Annotated in this window: 24 protein-coding genes; 7 read left to right on the top strand and 17 right to left on the bottom strand. The window is 74.0% G+C overall.

Annotated elements, in window-relative coordinates; all coding sequences use genetic code 11:
* Positions 1-44: 44 nt before the first annotated feature.
* The 3 genes from ACGFI9_RS11610 to ACGFI9_RS11620 are packed head-to-tail and all read right to left on the bottom strand — an operon-like array spanning position 45 to position 2,117.
* Positions 45-527, bottom strand: a complete 483-nt coding sequence (locus ACGFI9_RS11610) for a hypothetical protein (protein ID WP_393177677.1) — start codon at positions 525-527, stop codon at positions 45-47.
* Positions 528-552: 25 nt separating this feature from the next.
* Positions 553-1,824: a cupin domain-containing protein gene (locus ACGFI9_RS11615; protein WP_393177679.1), complete on the bottom strand. Its 1,272-nt coding sequence runs from the start codon at positions 1,822-1,824 to the stop codon at positions 553-555.
* Positions 1,825-1,832: 8 nt separating this feature from the next.
* Complete coding sequence (locus ACGFI9_RS11620) at positions 1,833-2,117, bottom strand: hypothetical protein (protein ID WP_393177681.1); 285 nt, start codon at positions 2,115-2,117, stop codon at positions 1,833-1,835.
* Positions 2,118-2,301: 184 nt separating this feature from the next.
* Between ACGFI9_RS11620 and ACGFI9_RS11625 the strand changes: the two genes are divergently transcribed.
* Complete coding sequence (locus ACGFI9_RS11625) at positions 2,302-3,099, top strand: DUF72 domain-containing protein (protein WP_393177683.1); 798 nt, start codon at positions 2,302-2,304, stop codon at positions 3,097-3,099.
* Between the two features lie 51 nt (positions 3,100-3,150).
* On the opposite strand, the gene ACGFI9_RS11630 is transcribed toward ACGFI9_RS11625, so the two are convergent.
* The 9 genes from ACGFI9_RS11630 to ACGFI9_RS11670 form a co-directional block, all read right to left on the bottom strand.
* The gene (locus ACGFI9_RS11630; protein WP_393177685.1) at positions 3,151-3,579 is read right to left on the bottom strand and encodes a DUF2267 domain-containing protein; all 429 of its coding nucleotides are present in this window, start codon (positions 3,577-3,579) and stop codon (positions 3,151-3,153) included.
* Positions 3,580-3,879: 300 nt separating this feature from the next.
* Positions 3,880-4,752, bottom strand: a complete 873-nt coding sequence (locus tag ACGFI9_RS11635; RefSeq protein WP_393177687.1) for a DUF72 domain-containing protein — start codon at positions 4,750-4,752, stop codon at positions 3,880-3,882.
* Between the two features lie 46 nt (positions 4,753-4,798).
* Positions 4,799-5,197, bottom strand: coding sequence for a TraR/DksA family transcriptional regulator (locus ACGFI9_RS11640; RefSeq protein WP_393177689.1), 399 nt, complete (start codon positions 5,195-5,197; stop codon positions 4,799-4,801).
* A 295-nt stretch (positions 5,198-5,492) separates the two neighbouring features.
* On the bottom strand, positions 5,493-6,122 hold the full coding sequence (locus tag ACGFI9_RS11645; RefSeq protein WP_393177691.1) for a uridine kinase: 630 nt from the start codon (positions 6,120-6,122) through the stop codon (positions 5,493-5,495).
* A gap of 102 nt (positions 6,123-6,224) precedes the next feature.
* Positions 6,225-6,827, bottom strand: a complete 603-nt coding sequence (locus ACGFI9_RS11650) for a winged helix-turn-helix domain-containing protein (protein WP_393177693.1) — start codon at positions 6,825-6,827, stop codon at positions 6,225-6,227.
* A 290-nt stretch (positions 6,828-7,117) separates the two neighbouring features.
* Entirely contained in the window at positions 7,118-7,693 is a 576-nt protein-coding gene (locus ACGFI9_RS11655; RefSeq protein ID WP_393177695.1) for a winged helix-turn-helix domain-containing protein, read from the bottom strand.
* Positions 7,694-7,798: 105 nt separating this feature from the next.
* Complete coding sequence (locus ACGFI9_RS11660) at positions 7,799-8,290, bottom strand: rhodanese-like domain-containing protein (RefSeq protein WP_393177697.1); 492 nt, start codon at positions 8,288-8,290, stop codon at positions 7,799-7,801.
* 55 nt (positions 8,291-8,345) lie between these two features.
* The gene (locus ACGFI9_RS11665; RefSeq protein ID WP_393177883.1) at positions 8,346-8,798 is read right to left on the bottom strand and encodes a cysteine dioxygenase; all 453 of its coding nucleotides are present in this window, start codon (positions 8,796-8,798) and stop codon (positions 8,346-8,348) included.
* 117 nt (positions 8,799-8,915) lie between these two features.
* Entirely contained in the window at positions 8,916-9,293 is a 378-nt protein-coding gene (locus ACGFI9_RS11670) for a signal peptidase I (RefSeq protein WP_393177699.1), read from the bottom strand.
* Between the two features lie 194 nt (positions 9,294-9,487).
* Here ACGFI9_RS11670 and ACGFI9_RS11675 point away from each other — a divergent pair, with 194 nt between their 5' ends.
* Positions 9,488-10,411, top strand: coding sequence for a DUF3500 domain-containing protein (locus tag ACGFI9_RS11675; protein WP_393177885.1), 924 nt, complete (start codon positions 9,488-9,490; stop codon positions 10,409-10,411).
* A 23-nt stretch (positions 10,412-10,434) separates the two neighbouring features.
* Here the strand turns inward: ACGFI9_RS11675 and ACGFI9_RS11680 are convergent, their stop codons facing one another.
* The 5 genes from ACGFI9_RS11680 to ACGFI9_RS11700 all read right to left on the bottom strand — a co-directional run bounded on the left by ACGFI9_RS11680 (position 10,435) and on the right by ACGFI9_RS11700 (position 16,479).
* Positions 10,435-10,941 carry a DUF2231 domain-containing protein gene (locus tag ACGFI9_RS11680; protein ID WP_393177701.1) on the bottom strand — a complete coding sequence of 169 codons (507 nt, stop codon included), beginning with the start codon at positions 10,939-10,941 and terminating at the stop codon, positions 10,435-10,437.
* Positions 10,942-11,017: 76 nt separating this feature from the next.
* Positions 11,018-11,734: an ANTAR domain-containing protein gene (locus ACGFI9_RS11685; RefSeq protein ID WP_393177703.1), complete on the bottom strand. Its 717-nt coding sequence runs from the start codon at positions 11,732-11,734 to the stop codon at positions 11,018-11,020.
* Between the two features lie 215 nt (positions 11,735-11,949).
* Positions 11,950-14,244 carry an accessory Sec system translocase SecA2 gene (gene secA2, locus ACGFI9_RS11690; RefSeq protein ID WP_393177705.1) on the bottom strand — a complete coding sequence of 765 codons (2,295 nt, stop codon included), beginning with the start codon at positions 14,242-14,244 and terminating at the stop codon, positions 11,950-11,952.
* A 110-nt stretch (positions 14,245-14,354) separates the two neighbouring features.
* Positions 14,355-15,443, bottom strand: a complete 1,089-nt coding sequence (locus tag ACGFI9_RS11695; RefSeq protein ID WP_393177707.1) for a zinc-binding dehydrogenase — start codon at positions 15,441-15,443, stop codon at positions 14,355-14,357.
* Entirely contained in the window at positions 15,436-16,479 is a 1,044-nt protein-coding gene (locus ACGFI9_RS11700; protein ID WP_393177709.1) for a Gfo/Idh/MocA family protein, read from the bottom strand. The genes ACGFI9_RS11695 and ACGFI9_RS11700 overlap by 8 nt, the downstream gene beginning before the upstream one ends.
* A gap of 226 nt (positions 16,480-16,705) precedes the next feature.
* On the opposite strand from ACGFI9_RS11700, the gene ACGFI9_RS11705 reads away from it, so the two are divergent.
* The 5 genes from ACGFI9_RS11705 to ctaD all read left to right on the top strand — a co-directional run bounded on the left by ACGFI9_RS11705 (position 16,706) and on the right by ctaD (position 22,453).
* Positions 16,706-17,686 (top strand): glucosyl-3-phosphoglycerate synthase, encoded by a 981-nt coding sequence (locus ACGFI9_RS11705; protein WP_393177887.1) that lies wholly within the window; start codon positions 16,706-16,708, stop codon positions 17,684-17,686.
* A 121-nt stretch (positions 17,687-17,807) separates the two neighbouring features.
* Entirely contained in the window at positions 17,808-18,962 is a 1,155-nt protein-coding gene (locus ACGFI9_RS11710) for a glycosyltransferase (RefSeq protein ID WP_393177711.1), read from the top strand.
* Between the two features lie 108 nt (positions 18,963-19,070).
* Positions 19,071-19,535: a DUF4383 domain-containing protein gene (locus ACGFI9_RS11715; RefSeq protein WP_393177713.1), complete on the top strand. Its 465-nt coding sequence runs from the start codon at positions 19,071-19,073 to the stop codon at positions 19,533-19,535.
* A gap of 93 nt (positions 19,536-19,628) precedes the next feature.
* Positions 19,629-20,360 (top strand): ATP-binding protein, encoded by a 732-nt coding sequence (locus ACGFI9_RS11720; protein ID WP_393177715.1) that lies wholly within the window; start codon positions 19,629-19,631, stop codon positions 20,358-20,360.
* An 86-nt stretch (positions 20,361-20,446) separates the two neighbouring features.
* On the top strand, positions 20,447-22,453 hold the full coding sequence (ctaD, locus tag ACGFI9_RS11725; protein WP_393177717.1) for a cytochrome c oxidase subunit I: 2,007 nt from the start codon (positions 20,447-20,449) through the stop codon (positions 22,451-22,453).
* Positions 22,454-22,525: the final 72 nt, after the last annotated feature.

The following is a 22,525-nucleotide window of genomic DNA, read 5'->3' on the forward strand; positions in this document are numbered from 1 at the left end:
ATGGTTCTGCCTCCATGGACCTTACCGACCGTGACCGGCCAGGCTCAGTTGCCGGCCACGTCGGGCGAGGCGCCGGCGGCGCGGACCGCCGCCTCCGGGGTGTCGACGTGGATCGGGCCGGGGACCGGCTCGCCGTGGGCGTCGACGATCCGCCAGCCGCCGAGCACGACGACCGGGATGCCGCCCCGGCGCAGGCCCAGGGCCACCTCGCTGAGCGTCCCCCAGGACGCGCCCACGGCGATCACCGCGTCCGCGCTCCACACCAGGATCGCGTTGCGGGCCTGCCCCATGTTGGTGACCAGGTACGCGGAGACGTCGACGGTACCGGGGTCGGTGCCGTCGTCGGGGCGTACCGCGATGACCAGGCCACCGCGGGCGCGGGCGCCGGCGGCGACGGCGGCCATCACTCCGCCGCCCCCGCCGCAGAGCACGGTGACCCCGCGTTCGGCCAGCAACTCCCCCACCCGCCGGGCGTGCGCCAGCTCGGTAGGGGTGGCCCGCGCCGGCCCGCACACCGCCACCTGCATCCACGTCACCTCCGGTCCGACACGCTCAGGCGGGGGTGAGGACGGCCTCCTTGAGCAGGCGGCGGGCCAGCACGAGGCGGTCGGCGTCGTCGTCCAGGCCGGGCAGGTCACCGACCCGGGTGACCTCGCCGGTGAGCACGGCCCGCAGCGCCGGCTCGCAGGTGCCGGGCAGCGTGATGGTGCGGTCGAAGAGGCGCAGCGCCACCCGGCCGTCGTCGGTCGGGTCGAGCTGCCAGCGCAGCCCGGCGCGGGCCGCGACCCGGCTGTCCGGGTCGAGTGCGGCGACGGCGGCGGCCTGGGCCAGCGGGCGGATCGGCGCGGGCCGGGCGGCCGGCCAGGCCCGCCCGCGCAGCCGGGCGGCCACCGCGGCCGGGTCGGCCCGCAGCAGCCAGTCGCGCAGCGCCTCCACCGTCTCGGTCAGCTCGGGCTCGATGGCGTCGGGATCGGCGAGGTCGACGCCGAAGGGCAGCCCCGCGCGCAGCCGGGGGTCCTCGGCGGCGAGCGCCAGCAACTCCTCGACCAGGGCGTACCGGGTCAGCGCGCGGATGCCCACGGTCAGGTGCAGCGAGCTCGACTCCTGGGCCTGCGCGCTGTGCAGCCAGCCCCGCGGCAGGTAGAGCGCGTCGCCCGGTTCGAGCACCACCTCCAGCGCGGGCTTCCCCTCGGCGGTGGCCGCCACCTCGTCGGCCCGGCCGCCCCAGGGCTGCTTCTCGAGCGGGTCGGGCAGCACGGGCGGATGGATCCGCCAATGCTTGCGGCCGTCGACCTGGAGCACGAAGACGTCGTGGGTGTCGTAGTGGGTGGCGAACCCCTGGCTGCCGGCCGGGGTCAGGTAGGCGTTGACCTGCAACGGCTGGGCCAGGGCGGTGCCCAGGTCACGGGCGAAGTCGACCAGCGCGGGCCAGATCCGGTGCAGGCCCTGCAGGACCAGGGTCGCGCCGTCGGCGTACAGCTGGAGGACCTTCTCGTCGAGGACCTGGTCGCCGATCTCGGCGCCGGCGCCGCCACCGCCGGTGTACCGCGCCGCCGGCACCAGGTCGCCGTCCTTCGCCACCCGCAGGAACGGGGTACGCAGCCCGCGCCGGCTGAGCAGCTCGTCGGCGTCGGCGGGGCTGAGCAGGTCGGTGAAGCCGGCCCGGTTGGGCAGCTCGGCGGCGCGGGACAGCAGCGGGCTGCGCCCCCAGTGGTCGGCCGCGAACTTGGCCGGCTCGACCGCCACGCAGCGGGCGAGGGCGTCGATCGCGGAAGACGGAACCGCCGGACGGCCGTGGCCGCCCGGCGGGTCGAGGTGCGTCATGCCGGACCTCAGGCGCTGCCGTCGGCGCCGCCGTCACGCTGGCCCGGCGTCGCCCCACCGTCGGCGGGGCCCTCGGCACCGCCGTCGGCACCACCGTCCTGCATGCCCGGGGTCGCGCCGCCGTCGGCGGGACCCTCCGCGCCACGGTCGGCACCAAGGTCCACGCCGCGCTCCGCGCCCCGGTCCGCGCCGCCGTCGGCTCCACCGTCCTGCTGGCCCGGGTTCGCGCCACCGTCGGCGAGGCCCTCGGGGCCGCCGCCGGTGCTCTGCATGTCGTCGTCGTTGAGTGGCATGGGTGCTCCCTCGGGTGTGCCGCCCCGTCGTACGTCGGGGTCCGTGCTGCGGGTGGTACCCCACGTGCGATCTTCTCTAACCACACCGTAGACGTCGGGGCCCGGCGAAAGGGACGGTTCGCCGGCCCTGCCGTCCACGCGCCCGGCGGACCGGCTCCCCTGGTGCCAGGATGACGGGAGGGAGGTGGGGGCGGTGATCCTGGTCGGCACCTCCGGCTGGCAGTACCGGGACTGGCGGGAGCGCTTCTACCCGGCGAAGCTGCCGCAGCGGCTCTGGCTGGAGCACTTCGCCGCGCGCTTCGCCACGGTGGAGGTGAACAACGCCTTCTACCGGCTGCCCGAGCGGGACACCTTCGTCGCCTGGCGGGACCGGACCCCGGACGACTTCTGCGTGGCGGTGAAGATGAGCCGCTACCTCACCCACATCAAGCGGCTGCGGGACCCGGCCGAACCGGTGGCCCGGTTCTTCGACCGGGCGACCGGGCTGGGCGACCGGCTCGGGCCGGTGCTGGTGCAGCTTCCACCGAACCTGCGGGCCGACCCGGACGCGCTGGACGCGACGCTGCGGCTCTTCCCCGCCGAGGTGCGGGTGGCCGTCGAGCCCCGGCACCCCTCCTGGTGGACCGACGAGCTGCGCCGGGTTCTGGAGCGCCGCCGCGCCGCGCTGGTCTGGGCGGACCGGCTCAGCCGGCCGGTCGCCCCGCTGTGGCGGACCACCGACTTCGGCTACCTGCGGATGCACGAGGGGCGGGCCCGGCCGTGGCCGCGCTACGGCCGGACGGCGCTGGGCACCTGGGTACGCCGGCTGGCCGCCACCTACGCCGCCGACGAGCCGGCGTACGTCTACTTCAACAACGACCCCGGCGGCGCGGCGGTCGTCGACGCGGTGGTCTTCGCCGGGCTGGCCCGGCGGGCCGGGCTCCGGGTGAGCCGGGTCCCGCCGGCGGATGACCGCGACCCGGCGGGGCCGCCGCCGGGCTGACGTGGACGGCCCGCTCCACCGGTGGCGGGGCGGGCCGGTCGGGGCCTGCGGTCAGGGAAAGACGTTCACCAGGTCCTGGGGCATGTTGTCCTTCACATCCCCCCACGCGCCCCGAGTGACGTGCCGGCTCAGGGCGTCCAGGACCACCTGCACCACGCGGTGCATGCTGGCGTCGACGTCGTACGGGAAGCGTTGCCGCACCTCGAGCAGGAAGTCGTCCCGGCTCAGCTTCACCGGCACGTCCATCGGCTTCCAGCCGTCGAAGTAGATCCCCCGCAGCAGCAGCGGCAACTGCGCGGAGAACTCCACGCTCTCCTGCACCGGCATCCGGTCGCGCAGCAGGTGCAGCACCGTGCGCAGGGCGCAGTAGGACTGGTTGCGCTGCGACTTCGGCCAGCCGAACGCCTGCTCGATGTCCTTGAGGATCAGGTTTGTCTTCTCCACCGAGGCTTCCACCGCGGAACTCAACTGCTCAGCCATCTGCCCACCCCCGTGAGTCGGTTTCCCAGCGTCGGTCGTCGGTGCGTCGCGGCGGCCCACTGGGCCCCCGCCAGAGCCGGGTCGGGCTGAACCGACCGGGCCGCTCGCTGCGCCGGGGAGGGTCGGACTGCCCGACCACGTGCAGCACCCCGCCGCGGCGTCGATCCGCTACGACCCGCACCGTCATGGCCCACCTCCTGTCGGCCTCGCGGTCGCGTCGGTCGACGGACCGCACACACCGTCCAGATTCGCCGGGGGCAGGGTGAGCCGGCCTCACCCGGTGCGGGTGAATCCGCGCCGTCAGCCCGCGCCGAGGAACTCCCGCAGCCGCTGGCCGTTGCGCTGGGCGTAGTCGCGGTAGCAGTTGTTCATGAGGACGTGGGTCTGCTCCGCCTCGCCGGCCAGTTCGCGCAGCTTCGGCGCCCAGTCGCGCAGTTCCCGGTCGGAGTAGTCGTAGCCGAACTTCTCGTGGATGTCCGTGCTGGTCCACTTGTCGCTGTGCCCGTGGAAGCGGACCACCGCGACGTCCGCGGTGGCCGCCAGCACCGGGGGTACGGACGACCGGTGCCCCTGCGGCATGTCGACGCAGACGAACGGCAGCTCGTGTTTGCGCAGGAAGGCCAGCGTCTCCTCGGCGTTGTCGCCGTCGAACCAGGAGGCGTGCCGGAACTCGAAGACCGGGCGCAGCGGGTCACACCGCTTCGCCACCTCGAGCAGGTACTGCTTGTTGTCCCGCTTGATGGTGAACCAGGGCGGGAACTGGAACAGGATCGCGCCCAGCTTGCCCGCCTCGACCAGCGGGTCGAGGGCGGACAGGAACCGGGTCCAGACCTCCTCGTACGCCTGCGGCGGCAGGTCGTCCGGGTAGAGGTTCTTCTTCTCCGTCTCCGGGCGCAGGTCCTTGTAGAGCGCGCCGACCCGGGTCGGGTGGCCGGTCAGCAGGCTGAACGCCTTGACGTTGAAGGTGAAACCGGCCGGGGTGCGGTCCACCCACAGCCGCGCGGTCCGTTCGGCCGGCGGCGAGTAGTAGGTGGCGTCCACCTCGACCAGCGGGAACTGGCGCGCGTAGTACGCCAGCCGCTTCTCCGGGGTGTCCGCGGTCTGCGGGTACCAGCCGGAGTCGAGCAGGGTCCGGTCGGTCCAGGAGGCGGTGCCCACCTTGATGTCACCCATCTGGCGAGTCCACCGCGTCCGGGACCGACCGGCAACCCGGCGACGCTCAGGCCGCCCGCCGCTCCCGGGTCTGCTTGCAGGACACACAGGAGGTGGCGGACGGGAAGATCTCCAGCCGCTCCACGGGGATCGGCGCGGAGCAGCCCTCACAGAAGCCGTACGTGCCCTCCTCCAGCCGGGTGAGCGCGTGCTCGAACTGGGCGCGCCGGTCCAGGATGGTGCGCAGCAGGGACTGCGCGGTGTCCCGCTCGGCCGTCTTGGTGCCGCTGTCGGCCTGGTCGTCGCCGGCGGTGTCGCCGATCTCCACCAAGCGCAGCACCTGGCTCTGCTGCACGGCCTGCTCGTACTCCGCGGTCAGCTCGTCGTACCGCGACTGCAGGGACTGCCGGATCCGGTCGACCTCCGCCTGGGAGCGGCCCGTGGCTACCTTGTCGTCGACGAGCATCGCTGCCTGCCTTTCCTGGGCCTCATGCCGGTCCGGGGCGCGAGCGCCCCGGACGTGGTCCGATGGGATGCGCGGGTGAGATCACCCGTGCTCTGTGAGCCGGGCGATTACCCGGGTGTTCGCCCGGCCAAACCGGAGATCCGCGGGTTCTTTCCCGCCGTTCGTGCCCACCTGCGCCGGCGGTCTGTCCCGGTCCGTCCCGACCATCGCCCGGACGCCGGGAATACGACCGCCCGCGCCGCCCGTCCGGTACGTGAAGACATCGGGGTCCGGCCGCCCGGACCGTCGGCAGCGGTCAGCCGACCTCGACCAGGGCCGGGTGGCGGGGGTCGTCGGCCCGGACCACCACGTCGGCGAAGGAGGCCGGTGCGACCTCGTCGGCGTACCGGGCGAAGGCCGGCAGGGTCCACCGCTGCTCCGGGTCGGTACGCCGGTCCAGCGCGGCCGGGGAGAGCACCAGGTGCACGGTGACGTCGAACGGCAGGCCCCCGCCGAGCAGCAGGGCGCCGCTGACCAGCACCACGCCGCCGGGCGGCAGCTCGAGGTAGCCGGCCCGGCTGGCCCGGTCGGTGGCGGCGTCCCAGAGCGACGGCAGCAGCCGGCCCGAGCCGTCGGGGCCGGCCGGGTCGAGCACCTCCCGGCGCAGCCCCGCCTCGTCGAGCCAGCCCTCGTAGTAGGCGTCCGGGTTGGTCCGGCCGTGCTCCAGGCGCACCGACGCCGGGCGGAGGAAGTCCGTCGCGCGGACGTGCAGCACCGGGCGGCCGGCGGCGCGCAGCGGGTCGACCAGGGCGGCGGCGAGGGCGTCCGGCTGCGCGGCCGGCGGCCCGTCGACGGCCACCCGCAGCCGGCCGGGCGCGGCGGTGCCGGCGAGCCGGTCGGCCAGTTCCGTGACGAGGCGCTCGGGCGTGATCGGACGGACGTGCATCCGCCCATCCTGCCCGGCGGGTCGGGCGGGCCACCACATGATCGGCCGGGCGGTCGGGGCTCCGTCCGGTCGGGACTCGGCGAGGGGTGGCTGGAGCGGCGGTCAGCCGGTGCGGTCGATGGTGACGCGGGCGTCGTCGGCGAGCCGGTAGCCGACGCCGTAGACGGTGGTGACCAGGGGGACGTCCACACCCACCTTGCCGCGCAGCCGGCGGACGTGCACGTCGACGGTGCGGACGCCGGCGTGCTCGTACCCCCAGACGGCGTTGAGCAGTTGCAGCCGGGTGAACACCCGGCGGGGGTGGGCGACCAGGTGCAGCAGCAGGTCGAACTCCAACCGGGTGAGCGGCAGCGGCTCGCCGTCGCGCAGCACCGACCGGGAAGCGGCCAGGATGTGCAGGGTCGGGATGGTCGGCGCGAGCGGCCGGCCCGGGGACCGCCCGGCCGGTACGGGGTCGGCGCGCCGCTCGGTCGGGCCGCTGGAGATCACCGCGTCGCCGCGTTCCAGCAGCTCACGGGCGGCCTCCAGGAGCCGGCGGGCGGCCGGGGTCAGCGACTCCTCGCAGGCGAGCGGGATGTTGAGGGTCACGGTGAGCACGGGTGTGGCCGTGTTGGCCGGGCGGCGCTGGCCGCCGGGGGGCCGACCGGGGACCGCGGGTTGGGACGTATGCCATCCGGCGCGCGACGAGGCGGGGCTGACCGACATGGTCCTCCTTGGCTGGTCCGGGTATCTCCCCACGGCCCGGGACACCGCTTCATCGATGCTTCCCGGCGCCTGTGCGAGGGTCAAGGGGCGGCTACGTTGCATGAATGTGACAATTGACGAACACATCGGAGCCGAATGCTCGCTCTGCGTACGAGGCCAGATGATTACAGCAGAGCGGCGAGATGACCCGGTACGGGGGGTCCCCGCCCGGTTCACAGTGGGCGGTGTGGGGTCCGGAACGTGAACGCGGCGTACCCGGTCCCGGGTACGCCGCGCCACCGTCGCGCCGCTCAGCCCTCGTGGTCCACCACGATCCGCGCCTCGTCGGCGAGTCGGTAGCCCACGCCGTACACGGTGGTCACCAGCGGCGTGTCCGCGCCGAGCTTGGCCCGCAACCGGCGCACGTGGACGTCCACGGTGCGCGCCACCGCGTGCTCGTAGCCCCAGACGTTGGCGAGCAGCTGGAGTCGGGTGAACACCCGCCGGGGGTGCTCGGCGAGGAACAGGAGCAGGTCGTACTCGATCCGGGTGAGCGGGATCTCCCGGTCGCCCTGCCGGACCGTCCGGATGCCGGTCAGGATGCGTACCGGGTCGGGCCCCTCGGCCGGCGACCCGGGCGGGGCGGGCGGCTCGGCGGGGCGGAGCAGGCCGACCACCGCGCGGCCGGCCCCGTGCCCCTCGGCCCGGACGACCCCCTCCCCGGTCGCGGCGAGTTCGTCGAGCAGTTCGACCAGGCGGGCCAGGCCGGGCGTCAGCGCGCCGGCGCCGAGGTCCAGCGTGATGGTCAGGGTCGGCGCGGGACGCGGCCTCGGTGGCCCGGCCCGGCCGGTGCGGTGCGGACGCGGGGAGATGGCGACGACGGACATGGAGCCTCCTGAGCTGGCGGTACGCTGCGACGACTCAGCTCGGCGCGTCTTGCGCCGCGCCACGACCTGAAGCCGCCGCCCGCCACGCCGGGTGCGGCGTGGCGGTCAGCGGGGCGCCCGGCCGGCGGTGACCGGGGGCGCGGCGGACGAGGGTCGGAGCGGCGGGGTGGGGCCGAGGGTGGGCAGCCCGGCGATCCGCCAGGCGGCGAACCCGCCGACCACGTCGGTGGCCCGGTGCAGGCCGAGGTCCTGCAACGCGGCGGCGGCCAGTGAGGAGGTGTAGCCCTCCTGGCAGATGATCACCACCGGCACGTCGTAGTCGACGGCCTGGGGCAGCCGGGCCGGGCAGCGCGGGTCGAAGCGCCACTCCAGGACGTTGCGCTCGACGGCGAGGCAGCCGGGGACGCTGCCGTGCGCGGCGCGCTGCCCGGCCGGGCGGATGTCGACCAGCAGCGCCCCGGCCCGGACCGCGAGGTGGGCCTGCTCGGGGTCGAGCCGGCGCAGCCGGGCGCGGGCGGCGGCGAGGATCTCCTCGATGCCCCTGGAGCCGGGTGGCGGGGACGGACAGCTCTCGGTAGGGGTCCGGGTCAACGACATTCGTCGCGTCCTTCCATAGGTCAGGGGCGGGGCTTGCGGGTACGGCGCGGCCGGGTCACCAGGCGACCCCGGCCTCGGCCACCTCGGCGACCAGGAGCTGCCCGGCGACGAGGCGGTAGCGGGTCATCCGGCGCAGGGCCGGCCGGTAGACGTGCACGCTGACCGCGGGCCGGTCGTCCCGGTTGGTGACGACGTGCACGTGGCGCGGGCCGAACCGCCGCCCGGTGCCGGCGGCGAGCCGGTGCGGGCGCAGCCGGCCACCGCTGGCCGTCTCCTCGGTGAGGGTGCCGGCGACGACCAGGAACGCCCCGGACGAGCCACCGTGGTCGTGCAGGTCGGTGCCCTGCCCGGGCAGCCAGCTCAGCGCCCACACCTCGTGCTCGGCGTCGGCGGCGAGCCGCGCGTACCACCGCTCGGTCGGGTCGAAGCGCAGCGGCACCGGCCAGCGGCCCGGGTCGGTCCAGCGGGCGGCGACGGCGAGCAGGTCGGACGGGTCGGCGAGGCTCATCGGCAGGTCGTCCTCACGGGTACGGGGCGGTGCGTGCCCCGTCACTCTATCCGGTAAAGCCTATAGGTTTAGTAGGGTATACCGGATGCTGGGACGGCGCGGGCGGATCCGGTGCGGTCAGCGCAGGATCGGCGGGTCCACCCGGTAGCCCGGCACCGACGGCCAGCGCACGGTCAGCACGACGGACTCCCGCTCGGCGTACCAGGAGTGGTCCACGCCCCGGCCCCACACCACGTAGTCACCGGTCTCCCGCAGGACCACGGTGCGGTCCGGCAACTCGACCCGGAACGCGCCGCTGATCAGCACGAGCAGGGCGGTACGCTGCTCGCCCGTCGCCCAGCGGGACCGGGCCTCCCCCGGCGGGTGCACGCCCCACTTCACCTCGACCTCGGTGCTGTGCCGCACGTCCCCGGGCGGCTTGAAGTGACCGAGCAGCCAGCCGGCGTCGGTCGCCCCGTCCACCGCCGCCCTGCCGACGTACACCCGATCGTCCATCCGCGCCTCCCGTGCCGGCTCGGCAAGCTACCAGGCGGCACCGTCGTCGCCGCCCCCCGCTCGCCCGCCCCTGGAGATCGTGGACGCTCTCCGTCCGCGGCGGACGGCAACTCCCCAGGATCTGCCCGACGCGTCACCCGCAGCGGGCCGACGGACGGTATACAAGGGCGGTGGAGGATCCCGTACCCGAGCAGATGCGGGCGGCGGCCGGCGCGTTGCTGGCGGCGCTCGACGAGCCGGCCCGGCGGCGCGCCCGGCACGACTTCGACGACGAGGCGGCCCGGCGGTGGCTGGAGTACCGGCCCCGGCCGCGGCCCGGGGTGAGCCTCGCCGACCTGGACGTCGCCGCCCGCAAGGCCACCCACCGGCTGCTCGCCACCGCGCTCAGCCCGGCCGCCTACGCGCAGGCCATGGCGGTCGTCGCGCTGGAGGAGGTGCTCGACCGGGCGGAGGGCTGGGGGCGGGGCCGGCACAGCGGCGACTACTGGGTGGCGGTCTTCGGCGACCCCGCCGCCGACGACCGGTGGGGCTGGCGGTTCGAGGGGCACCACCTGTCGGTGAGCATGACCGTGGTCGACGACCAGGTCTCCCCCGCCCCGCTGTTCCTCGGCGCCAACCCGGCGACCGTGCGCCATGCCGGTCGCCCGGTCTCCCGGCCGCTCGGCCCCGAGGAGGACCTGGCCCGGGAACTGCTCGACGCGCTCGGGCCGGCGGGCCGGGCCGCGGCGGTCGTCGCCGACGAGGCGCCGGCCGACATCATCAGCGCCACGCGGGCCACCGCCCCCGGCCGGCTCGACCCGCTCGGGGTGCCCCGGGACCGGCTCCGCGCGACCGGCCGGGCGCTGCTCGACCAGCTCGTCGCGCTCTACCTGGACCGGCTCCCCCCGGAGCTGGCCGCCCGCGAGGCGGGCCGGCTCGAGGGTGGGGAGCTGCATTTCGCCTGGGCCGGCCCGACCCGCCCAGGCCAGCGGCACTACTACCGGATCCAGGGCGACGACCTGCTGATCGAGTACGACAACACCACCGACGACGGCAACCACGCGCACACCGTGCTGCGCCGCCCGGCCAGCGACTTCGGGGCCGACGTCCTCGCCGCCCACCACGCCACCGCCCACTGACGCACCGGCGCCGGCGCGGGAACTCAGGCGCGGGGGCGGATGATCTCCACGGTGGAGCCGGGGATGTCGGCGCCGAGCGCCTCGAACCCGGTCGGCTCGGCGGCCCGGCCCCGGTCGTACTGGCGCATCAGCCGGGCGCCCAGCCACACGCCGACCGATCCGACGGCCAGCGCGAGCAGCTCGGTGGCGAGCTCGACGCCGGTCGCGCCGCGCTGCGGCGCGTGCGCCCGCATCAGGCAGGTCAGCAGGAACAGCGCCGCCATGGCGGCGTTGACCAGGTGGCAGGTCACCGCGGTACGGCGGGTCCGGTCGGCGCGGACGTCCCAGAGGTCCACCATCCCGGCGACGGTGGCCAGCCCGGCGGCGACCAGGGCGGCTACGGCCGTCCAGTAGCCCACCTCGCCCAGGAAGGCCGGGCCCCCGGCGACGTCGGCCAGGTCGAAGACGGCGGCGCTGACGAAGAGTCCGAACGGGAACGTCACCAGCATCGGTTGGATGGGGTGCCCCTGCACCCGCAGTCGGCTCTCCATCGGTACCTCCCCGGCTCGGAACAGCTCACCAGTCCAGGGTGCTACCCGAGCCCAACGGGGGTGAAACGAATGTCGCTCAGTTGTCCCGGGGGCGGGAGACCGTGAGCACCAACCGCTCGGCGACCTCGCGCAGCGGTATGTCCAGCGAGGAGGCGGCGCTGCGGAGCACCTCCAGGGCCTCCGGCGCCGGGCAGCCGCGCTGCGTCATGATCACCCCGACGGCCTGGCCGACGACGCCCTCCGCCAGCAACGCCGAGTCGAGCTGGTCGGCCTCGGCCGCCTGCCGCGCCCGGTCCCGGACCGCGGCCAGGAGCAGCCCGGCGTGCTCGGCGAGGAGCATCGCGGTGAGCTGGTGCCGGGTGGTGAGCGCCTCGGCGGCGCCGGCGTACAGGTTGATCGCCCCGATCACCTGCTCGTCCACGTCGACCGGCGCGGAGATCACCCCGTGCACGCCCAGCCCACGGGCGCGCCCGGTCCAGAGCGGCCAGCGCGACTCGTGGTCGAGGTCGGGTGCGGTGATCATGTCCCGCCGCCGGATGGCGGCCAGCGCCGGCGTGTCCGGCCCGTGCCGGAGGTCGTCCAGCTCCGCCCGGCCCGGGTCGGAGGCGGCGACGCCGGCCGGCTCGCCGGCCCGCAGCGCGGTGAAACCGCAGCTGTCCACCTCGGGTACGGCGTCCCCGGCGATCCGGACCAGCTGGCGCAGCGCCTCGTCGAAGTCGGTGACCGCGATCAGGCCTGCGGTCAGTTCGCGCAGCAGAGCGGCCGTCTCCAGCACACCGAGCGTGTCGATCATGGGGTCCCGCGTGTCCACGTTCACCGGGCCGCGGCCTCCGCCACCTCCGGGTACGGCCACGCGATGTCCTCGTCCGGCCCCATTGCCTGTCGCATCCGCTCTTCTCTCCCTGACTCGAAGCCCCGGCCTACTACCCTCGCAAACCAGCTCCGAAACCGCGCAAAGGGGTCCCTTCCGGCACGGTAAGCGCCCGGAAGGGACCCCTCCGACCAGGGTCAGCGCGACCCGGAGATGAGCCGCCGGCCCACCGAGGCGATCAGCCGGTCCAGCTCCGAGCCGAACGGGTTGTCGTGCACCAGGTAGGTCCAGGTGGCGGTCGGCCGGACCAGCTTCGCCGCGTCCGGCTCCCAGCCGTCGGCGAACTCGGTCTCCTCGAAGGTGGCGATCGTGCGCGCCTCGATCTCGGGGATCAGCGCGTTGAACGCCGGGACGGCGCTGCGGTGGAACTCGTCCAGCGGGTCGAGGCGGCCCAGCGCCCGCAGGTGCACGCCCTCGCGCACCTCCGACAGCTCGGCCAGGTGCTCCGCCCAGAGCCGGTCCAGGTGGTAGAGGGCGATCGACCGGGCGACCTCGGCGAGCAGGTCCTCGTCCATCTCGCCGGCCTTCTCCGGCACCCGCTCCAGCAGCATCAGCGCGGCGATGTCGCTGGTCAGCAGCCGCTCCCGCCGCTCGGCGAGCGCCTTGCGCTGCTGCTCGATCACCACGCTGTACCGCCAGGTGTTGCGGTGGATCTCGTGGTCGACGCCCTCGGCGACCCGCTGGGCGTGCTCCACCGCGTAGTCGACCAGCGGGTCGGTGACCAGGCCGTCCGCGTTCATCCGCGGCGACGGCGGGACGGTGTCGCCGGCGTGCCGGACGACCAGGTCGTCCTCCAGGCTGACGAAGAAGACCGAACCGCCCGGGTCGCCCTGCCGGCCGGCCCGGCCGCGCAGCTGGTCGTCGACCCGGCGGCTGTCGTGCCGGCCGCTGCCGATCACGTAGAGGCCGCCCAGCTCGGCGACCCGCTCCCGGTCGGCCTGGTCGCTGCCGCCGAGCCGGATGTCGACGCCCCGGCCGGCCATCTGGGTGGAGACGGTCACCGCGCCGTACCCGCCGGCCTCGGCGATGATCGCCGCCTCCTCGTCGTCGTTCTTGGCGTTGAGGACCACGCAGGGCACCCCGGCCGCGTGCAGCCCCGCGGCCAGCCCCTCGGACTCCTTCACGTCCAGGGTGCCGACCAGCACCGGACGGCCGGCCTCGTGGCAGCGCTTGATCTCGTCGATCAGCGCCTCCTCCTTCTCGGCCCGGGTGGCGTAGATCCGGTCCGGCTCGTCCTCCCGGATGCACGGGGTGTTCGGCGGGATCACCGCCACCTCGAGGCCGAAGAACTCGCGGAGCTGGTCGCCGACGAGCACCGCGGTCGCGGTCATCCCGCAGACCTTCGGGTAGAGCGCGATGAACGCCTGGACGGTGATGGTGCCCAGCACCTCACCCTCGGCGGTGGCGTCCAGCCCCTCCTTCGCCTCGACGGCCGCCTGCAACCCGTCGGGCCAGCGGCGCCGCTGGGCCACCCGGCCGCGCATCTCGTCGATCAGCTCGACCGAGTTGTCCCGGACGATGTAGTCCACGTCCCGGTGCAGCAGGGCGTGCGCGTGCAGCGCCACGTTCACCGCGGAGAGCTGCCCGACGTGCTCCTCGTCGTAGAGGTCGATGCCGCCGAGCTTGGCCTCGACGGTGGCCAGGCCGACGGAGGTGAAGGCGACGCTGCGGCCGTCCTCGGCGATCGTGTAGTGCTTGCCCTTGCGCAGCCCCCGGACCAGCGCGGCGGCGGCGTGCACCGGGTCCTGCTCGCCGGGGACCGCGCCGGCCAGCACCATCGGCACCCGGGCCTCGTCGATCAGGATGGAGTCGGCCTCGTCGACGATCGCCGTCTTCAGCGCCGGCTGGACCCGGTCGGCGAGGTCGGTGACGAGCTGGTCGCGGAGGAAGTCGAAGCCGGCCTCGCTGACCGACACGTAGGTGACGTCGCAGCCGTACGCGGCCCGCCGCTCCTCGGGCGTGGACGCCTCGTTGACCCAGCCGACGCTGAGCCCGAGCAGGGCGTAGACCGGGCCCATCCACTCGGCGTCGCGGCGGGCCAGGTAGTCGTTGACGGTGAGCACGTGGACCGGGCCGTTGCCCATCCGGACGTGCCCGTACGCGGCGATGGTGGCGGTGAGCGTCTTGCCCTCACCGGTCGCCATCTCGGCGACCTTGCCGGAGAGCAGCGCCATCGCGCCGAGCAGCTGGACGTCGTACGGCCGCTGGTCGAGGCCGCGGCGGGCCGCCTCACGGCCGATCGCGCAGATCTCCTCGTACCCCTCGGCCTGGCCGGCGGCCTCGGTCAGCTCGGCGTCGGAGAGCTTCTCCAGCTCCGCCTCGCGGGCCTCGATGGCCGGCAGCAGCTTCTCCAGCGGAGCCAGGTCGACCGTCGTCCCCGGGCGCTCGAGGAACCGCCGAAACCTGCTCTTCAACCGTTGCGACACACCCATGAGCGGCAACGGTACGCGAACCTGAGCCGATTGTGACCCCCGCCTGGCGCAGGGTCCGCACGGTGTCGGTTTTTGTCACTTTTCTCGCAGCTCAGGCCCGGTCTGTCCGGTCAGCCGGTCAGCACCACCTGCAGCTCCGACCGGCGCCGCTCGGCCAGGTCGGTCAGCACGGTCGGCGCCTCCTCCAGCGGCGCCACCGCCGTGACGAGATGCTTGCGGATCAGGTCGCCGTACTGGCGCAGCAGCTCGATCGTCTCGGCGGAGAGCCGCTCCCGGTCCCAGACGTGGGCGAGCCCGCGCGGCACCCGGCCAATCTGCGCGCAGCGCAGCGACAGCCCGTTGTGGTGGAACTCCTCGCCGAACCGGACCGTGTCCGCGCCCGACTGGTAGAAGGCCAGGTCGATGACGGTGCCCTGGGGGCGCAGCAGGCGCAGCGCGAGCTGGAGCGCCCACGCCTGGCCCCGGCACTGGAAGACCACGTCGGCGCCCCGGTCGCCGGCGGCGTGGTGCCACCGGGTCTTCAGCACCACGGCCGGGTCGTCCGCCTCCGGGTCCAGGGTCTCCAGGCCGAGCGCCTCGGCCACCTGACGCCGGGCCGGGGTGGGGTCGAGGACCACCACCGAGGCCGCGCCGTGCCGCCGGGCGAGGAGCGCGGTGAGCAGCGCGACCACTCCGCTGCCGACCACCGCCACCCGGCGGCCCCGGACACCGTCGCCGAGCGACCGTACGTCCGTGCCGCACAGGTCGGCGGCGGCGTGCAGCAGGCCGTTGGCGCAGATCGGGCCCATGTGCGCGACGTAGACGCCGAGCAGCGGGTCCAGGTCGTCGGGGAGCGCGACGAACCGCTCGGCGAGCGGGTCGGCGAGGAAGCCGCTGCGATGCCCGTAGGTCATCGCGCCCACCGTGCCGACCCCGACGGCCGGGGTACGGCTCTCCACCACCCGGCCGACCTGCATGTAGCCCAGCCGGGTCACCGGGTACGGCGTGCTGGCCCCGCCGGGCTGGAACAGGCCCAGGTCGGCGTTCCAGGTGACGTTCAGGTACGGGTTGGTGCCCTTGACGTAGCTCAGCTCGGTGCCGGCGGAGACCCCGCTGTACAGCGTCTCCACCCGGAAGGTGCCCTCGCGCAGCTCGCCCGCGTCCTGTTCGACCAGCTCGACCCGGCCCGGCCCGCTGACCACGACCACCCGGTCACGCATCGACGGTCACCTCCCGTTGCGCCTCGGCCGGCACGGCGTCGGCCACCGCCGGGGTGGGCCGGGCGGCCGGCCCGGTGGGCAGCGCGACGCTGCGCCCGGTCCGTGCCGACTCGGCCACCGCGAGGGCGAGCCGCTGGGTGAGCATCGCCTCGGCGTACGGGACCCGGACGTCCTCGCCGATCCCCCGGACCGCGTCGACGAAAGCCCGGTCGACCGCCACCCGGGCGCCGTCCGGGTCGGCGGGCAGGTGCCGCTCGCCGTCCGCGTCGCAGATGGTCAGGCCGTCCTCGGCCAGCGAGAGCGCCAGCCCGTCGGCCAGGATCTCCAGGCCCGCCCGATGCTTCCAGCCGAGCACGCAGGCCGCCGCGAGGGTGCCCACCGCGCCGGAGGCGAAACGCAGCGTGGCCGCGGTGACCGAGTCGATGTCGGCGCCCTCCACCGGCGGCGGGTTGCCGTCGCCGTACGCGGTCACCTCGGTCGCCTCCCCGACCAGCAGCCGGACCAGGTCGAGCACGTGCGCCGCCTGCTCGACGACCGGCCCGCCGGACCGGTCACGCCGGGCCCACCAGGGCACCGGCGGGACCTTGTCCAGCCAGGACCCGTTGACCATCCGTACCGGACGGCCGGCCAGCAGCTGCCGGGCCTCCTCCACGACGTGCAGGTACCGCCAGTGGTGGCCCACCGCGGTGAGCAGGCCGCGCCGTTCGACCAGCGCGGCGATCCGCTCGGCGGTCTCCAGGTCCACTGCCACCGGCTTCTCCACGAACAGGGGTACGCCGGCGGCGATCACCGCCTCCTCGGCGGGGCCGTGGGCGAACGGCGGCACGCAGACGTACACCGCGTCCGGGCCGGCCGCGAGCAGTTCCGCCACGTCCCGGAAGGTCCGCGCCCCGTGTGCCCCCGCGAGGGCCTCCGCCGCGTCCGGGGCGACATCGGTCACCCCGAGCAGTTCCACATCCTCGAACCCGGTCAACACGCGGGCGTGGCGTTGCGCCACCCCGCCGGCCCCGACCAGTCCCACCCGGCACGTGCGCATCCCTCGACCCTCTCGCCGCGACTCACGAAACTGTTGTCAGCTCTCCCCGGGCGGCCACGCAATCAAACGTTCACCGGCGGGGAACCGGCCGGTGCGCTGGTCGTGATCAGGCTGTTAGGCATGATCCGGTTAGCGCGGGGTGGGTGTTGGGAAAACTTAACCCGCGTTTCCGCCACGACCTGGGGGTGTGCCCGTGCGGGATACAGAATCGATCGTCTCACCTGTGGTGGAGGCCTGGGCCACGTACCGCACCACGTCGGCCGACGACTGGCCGGTACGGCGGCTGCTACGGGCCAAGGGCGACAGCCGGGTCAGCGTGGTGTTGCCGGCACGCAACGAGGAGGCCACCGTCGGTGCCATCGTGTCGACGATCCGCGAGCACCTGATGGACCGCGTCCCGCTGGTGGACGAGCTGATCGTGGTCGACTCCCGCTCCACCGACCGGACCGCGCAGGTGGCCCGGTCGGCCGGCGCCGAGGTGGTCAGCCAGGACGCGATGACCCGCGGCCTGCCGCAGCTCACCGGCAAGGGTGACGCGCTCTGGGCCGGGCTGGCGGCGGCCGAGGGTGACGTGATCGCGTTCGTCGACGCCGACCTGCGCGAGTTCCGGCCGCACTTCGTGACCGGGCTGATCGGCCCGCTGCTGACCGACCCGTCGGTCAGCTTCGTCAAGGGCTTCTACCACCGCCCGCTGGTCGGCGCGACCAGCGTGGAGGCCGACGGCGGCGGCCGGGTGACCGAGCTGATGGCCCGCCCGCTGCTCAACCTCTTCTGGCCGGAGTTGGCCGGCTTCGTGCAGCCGCTGGCCGGCGAGTACGCGGGCCGCCGCGAGGTGCTGGAGCAGGTGCCGTTCGTCTCCGGATACGGGGTGGAGACCGCCATGCTCATCGACCTGCTGGAGCTGGTCGGGCTCGACGCGCTGGCCCAGGTCGACCTCGGTGAGCGCAAGCACCGGCACCAGGACACGGCCGCGCTGGGCCGGATGTCCGCGCAGATCCTGCTCACCGCGTGGTCCCGGTTGCAGCGGCGGGGCTGGGCCGCGCCGGGCAGCGCGCCGACCGGGCTGCTGACCCAGTTCCGGCGGGGCGGTTCGGGCGTGCTGCCGCACCTGGACCGGGAGATCGTGGTCAGCGACGTGTCGATCGAGGAGCGTCCGCCGCTGGCGCAGCTGCGCCACCGGGTGCCCCGGCGGCGGGTCGCGGCGTGAGGTCACCGCGCAGCGGTGGCGGGGGCCGGTCCACCGGACCGGCGGGTGACGGCCGGTCCGCGGGACCGGTGGCTGGCACGCGGAGGGCCGAGGGGGGCGCCGCCGAGGGAAGGACCGCACGATGAGTCTCACCGTCCTGATGAACGCGGGTCCGTGGTTGTCCGTCCCGCCGCCCGGCTACGGCGGCATCGAGAACGTGGTGGCCACCCTCGTGCCGGAGCTGCGCCGGCTCGGCGTCCGGGTGGTGCTGGCCTCGGTGGAGAGCAGCACCCTGCCGGTCGACGAGAAGATGTGGGTCTTCCCGGACGGGCAGTTCCAGTCCCTCCAGCGCCCCTACAACCAGGTCTGCGGGATCTCCCAGGCCCACCTCAACGGGGTGGTCCGCGCGCTGTACACCCGCGACGACATCGACCTGGTGCACGACCACGTGGAGGCGGTCGGGCTGGCCACCATGGCCGCGATGGGACCGGACGCCCCGCCCGTGCTGCACACCCTGCACTGGGACCTGGCCAAGCATCCCGAGCTGTACGGCAACCTCGACGGCGGCGAGCGGGTCCGGGTCAACGGGGTCTCCGCCTCGCAGCTGGCCCGGGCGCCCCGGGCGCTGCGGGAGCACTCCGTGGGACACGTGCACCTGTCCACCCCGCTCGCGGTCGGCGCGGACCGCCGGCCGGCCGCGGAGAAGGGCGACTACCTGCTGATCCTGGGCCGGATCAACCCGGGCAAGGGGCAGGACGTGGGCGCGCGGCTGGCGCAGCGGGTCGGTTTCCCGCTGGTGCTCGCCGGCCCGGTCGGGCCGTACCACCGGCCGGAGGACCTGGCCGCGGCGGGCGACGAGGCGCGGCAGAACCCGGACGTCCGGTTCTTCTACGACCAGGTCGCCCCGTACGTGGACGGCGACCTGGTCCGCTGGGTCGGCACGGTCGCCGGGCAGGAGCGGGACGACCTGCTCGCCGCGGCCCGGGCCTCGCTGTTCCCGCTGCGCTGGGAGGAGCCCGGCGGCACCGCGGTGGTCGAGTCGCTGGCGCTGGGCACGCCGGTGGTGGCCGTCTCCCGCGGCTGCCTGCCGGAGCTGATCGAGCACGGCCGCACCGGGCTGCTCACCGCCGACGAGGAGGAGCTGGGGGACCTGGTGATGGCCGCCGGCCTGCTCGACCCGGACGAGTGCCGGCGGGAGGCGGCCGCCCGGTTCACCCCGGCGACCATGGCGCAGCGGTACGTCGAGCTGTACGAGCGGGTCCGGCAGCCCGCCGCCCGGCCCTTGCAGCCCGCCTGAGCCGTACCGTCGTCCGGCCCGGTCGCCCGCGCGGCCGGGCCGGACGCGCGTTTGCCGCCGCCGGCCCCGGGAAATGCCGTCCGGTCCCTGCCAGCTGAGGAGGTCGGCATGACGAACGCGATGGCGCACTCCCGTGGGCGACGCAATCCGGCCGACGGCCGCGCGCCGGTACGCCGGGCCGCCGCCACCGTCGGCGTGATCTTCCTGGTGATCGGCGTGCTGGGCTTCATTCCCGGCATCACCACCCACTACGGCGACCTGAAGTTCGCCGGACACGGGTCGGAGGCCAAGCTGCTCGGCGTGTTCCAGGTCTCGGTGCTGCACAACATCGTGCACCTGCTCTTCGGCGTGGCCGGGCTGGTGCTGGCCCGGACGATCTCCGGGGCGCGGACCTTCCTGCTCGGTGGTGGTGTGATCTACCTGGTGTTCTGGCTCTACGGCCTGGTGACCGACCAAGGCAGCGGGGCGAACTTCATCCCGTTCAACGGCGCCGACGACTGGCTGCACTTCCTGCTCGGGGTCGGGATGATCGCGCTCGGCCTGGCCACCACCCGGGGCGCGACGCGCCGCTGAGCAGGACCGGATGGGCGGCACGTCCGGTTTCACCCGCCCCGGTCACGGGTACCTCGTAGGTCCCACGCACGAGACCGAAACGAGGGGCCCTGGATGTCGACCCGGATCAGGTGCGAGGTCCGCGACGAGTCGCCGGTCACCGTCGTACGGCTCGCCGGCGCGCTGGACCTGGGCACCATGCGCTCCGTGGACGGCGTGCTGACGGAGTGCCTGGCCGCCCAGCCGGACGCGCTCGTGGTCGACCTGGAGCGGCTCGCGGTGACCGACCGGCTGGCCCTGTCCGTCTTCGCGGCCGCCGCCCGGCGCGCCGCCGACTGGCCGGCGGTGCCGATGGTGCTCTGCGCGCCGCCGCCGGACACGGCCGCCTGGCTCGCCGAGTCCACCGCCTGCCGGGTGGTGCCGGTACGCCGGGACTGCGCCGAGGCGACCGCCTTCGCCGGCACGGCCGTCGCTCCCCGCCTGCGGGCCCGGCTCGAGCCGGTCGCCGGAGCCTGCCGGCGGGCCCGGGAGCTGGTCACCGACGCGTGCGGCCGGTGGAACATCCCGGAGCTGGCCGGTCCGGCCTCGCTGGTGCTCACCGAACTGGTCGGCAACGTGGTCCGGCACGCCGGCACCCCGATGCTGGTGACCCTGACCCTGCGCAGGCCGTACCTGCGAGTGGCCGTGATGGACGGCTGCCCGGCCGACGCGCGCCCCGTGACCGACCGCGATCTGCGGGCCGAGGGCGGGCGCGGGCTGATGCTGGTCCGCGAGCTGGCCCAGCGGTGGGGCAGTGCCCCGGCCGGCGCCGGAAAGGTGGTCTGGGCCATGCTACCGGCGAACTGACCGAAATTACCGCTCTCGCCTGGTTTCATGGGCAGAGGGCCGGGTAGGCGTGCCCGTCCTTTCTGTCGTCATGACGGGGTGAGAATATGCCCAAGCGGGTAGTCACGGAGCCGGCACGAGACCGGGGGCCGGCGATCCTCGCGCCCGCCCAGTTCGGGGGTTACCCCGGCCCGCTCCGGGAGGCGGTGAAGGGCGACAAGCTGTGGCGGCTGCTGCGCACCACCGACGCCAAGCTCATCGGGCTGCTCTACCTGATAACGTCGTTCGCCTTCTTCCTGATCGGCGGGGTGCTGGCCCTGCTCCTGCGGGCCGAGCTGGCCCGCCCGGGCATGCAGTTCCTCTCCCCCGAGCAGTACAACCAGGCGTTCACCATGCACGGCACGATCATGCTGCTGTTCTTCGCCACCCCGCTGGTGTTCGCCTTCGGCAACTACATCGTCCCGCTCCAGATCGGCGCCCCCGACGTCTCGTTCCCCCGGCTGAACGCCCTCGCGTACTGGCTGTACCTGTTCGGCGGGTCGCTCCTCATGGCCAGCTTCTTCACCCCCGGTGGCGCGGCGGACTTCGGCTGGTTCGCGTACACGCCCTTGAGCACGGCGCAGCACAGCCCGGGGGTGGGCGGGAACATGTGGGTGGTCGGCCTGGCGCTCTCCGGCCTCGGCACCATCCTCGGCGCGGTCAACATGATCACCACGATCGTCACCCTGCGCGCGCCCGGCATGACCATGTTCCGGATGCCGATCTTCACCTGGAACCTGCTGCTCACCAGCGTCCTGGTGATCTTCGTGTTCCCGCTGCTCGCCGCCGCCCTCCTGGCACTGGGGTCGGACCGGATCCTGCACTCGCACGTCTACGACCCGACCACCGGCGGGCCGTTGCTCTGGCAGCACCTGTTCTGGTTCTTCGGGCATCCCGAGGTCTACATCGTGGCGCTGCCGTTCTTCGGCATCATCACCGAGATCGTCCCGGTCTTCTCCCGCAAGCCGATCTTCGGCTACACCGGTCTGGTGCTCGCCACCATCGCGATCACCGTGCTGTCGATGAGCGTGTGGGCCCACCACATGTTCGCCACCGGCCAGGTGCTGCTGCCGTTCTTCAGCATCCTCAGCTACCTGATCGCGGTGCCCACCGGGGTGAAGTTCTTCAACTGGATCGGCACCATGTGGAAGGGCCAGATCACCTTCGAGACGCCGATGCTCTTCGCCGTCGGCTTCCTGGTCACCTTCCTGTTCGGCGGCCTCACCGGGGTGCTGCTGGCCAGCCCGCCGGCGGACTTCCACACCTCCGACACCTACTTCGTGGTGGCCCACTTCCACTACGTGCTCTTCGGCACGATCGTCTTCGCCGCCTTCGGCGGCGTCTACTTCTGGTTCCCGAAGATGACCGGGCGACTGCTCGACGAGCGGCTCGGCAAGGTGCACTTCTGGACCATGTTCATCGGCTTCCACATGACGTTCCTGGTGCAGCACTGGCTGGGCAACGAGGGCATGCCCCGGCGGTACGCCGACTACCTGCCCACCGACGGCTTCACCGTGCTGAACGGGATCTCCACCATCGGCTCGTTCATCCTCGGCGCCTCCACGCTGTTCTTCATCTACAACGCCTGGAAGTCCTGGCGGTACGGCGCGCAGGTCACCGTGGACGACCCCTGGGGCTACGGCAACTCCCTGGAGTGGGCCACCACCTGCCCACCGCCGCTGCGCAACTTCGACCGGATGCCCCGGATCCGGTCCGAGCGGCCCGCCTTCGACGCCAAGTACGGCCCGCTCGTCGCCGACCTCGGGCGGGACCTGCCACAGCGCAGCACCAGGCCACCGCAGCGGCTCGCCGAGGAACTGCGCCACGTGCCGAAGGTCCCGGAGGCACCGGCCGCCGAGGGCGCGCACGGCGCCCGCGAGGCCGTCGAGTACACCCCGGCGCCGCAGTCCGGCGCCCGGCCGGTGGAGGTGCCGGAGCCGGAGGAGGTACTCCGGCCCAGCTTCGAGGAGACCGACGAACCGGAGGAGACCCAGCTGGGCCCACAGCGCACCCGGCCGACGGACCACCCCCGCTGGGAACACCCGCGCGGGCACGGGGACACCCCGGAGCACTGAGCGGACCGCGGCAGGAGGGCCGGCGCCGTCGGGCGCCGGCCCTCCTGTCACGTACGGATCAGTCGGCGTGCG

The sequence above is a fragment of the Micromonospora sp. NPDC048930 genome (assembly GCF_043197935.1).
In the GTDB taxonomy this organism is placed as follows: Bacteria; Actinomycetota; Actinomycetes; order Mycobacteriales; family Micromonosporaceae; genus Micromonospora.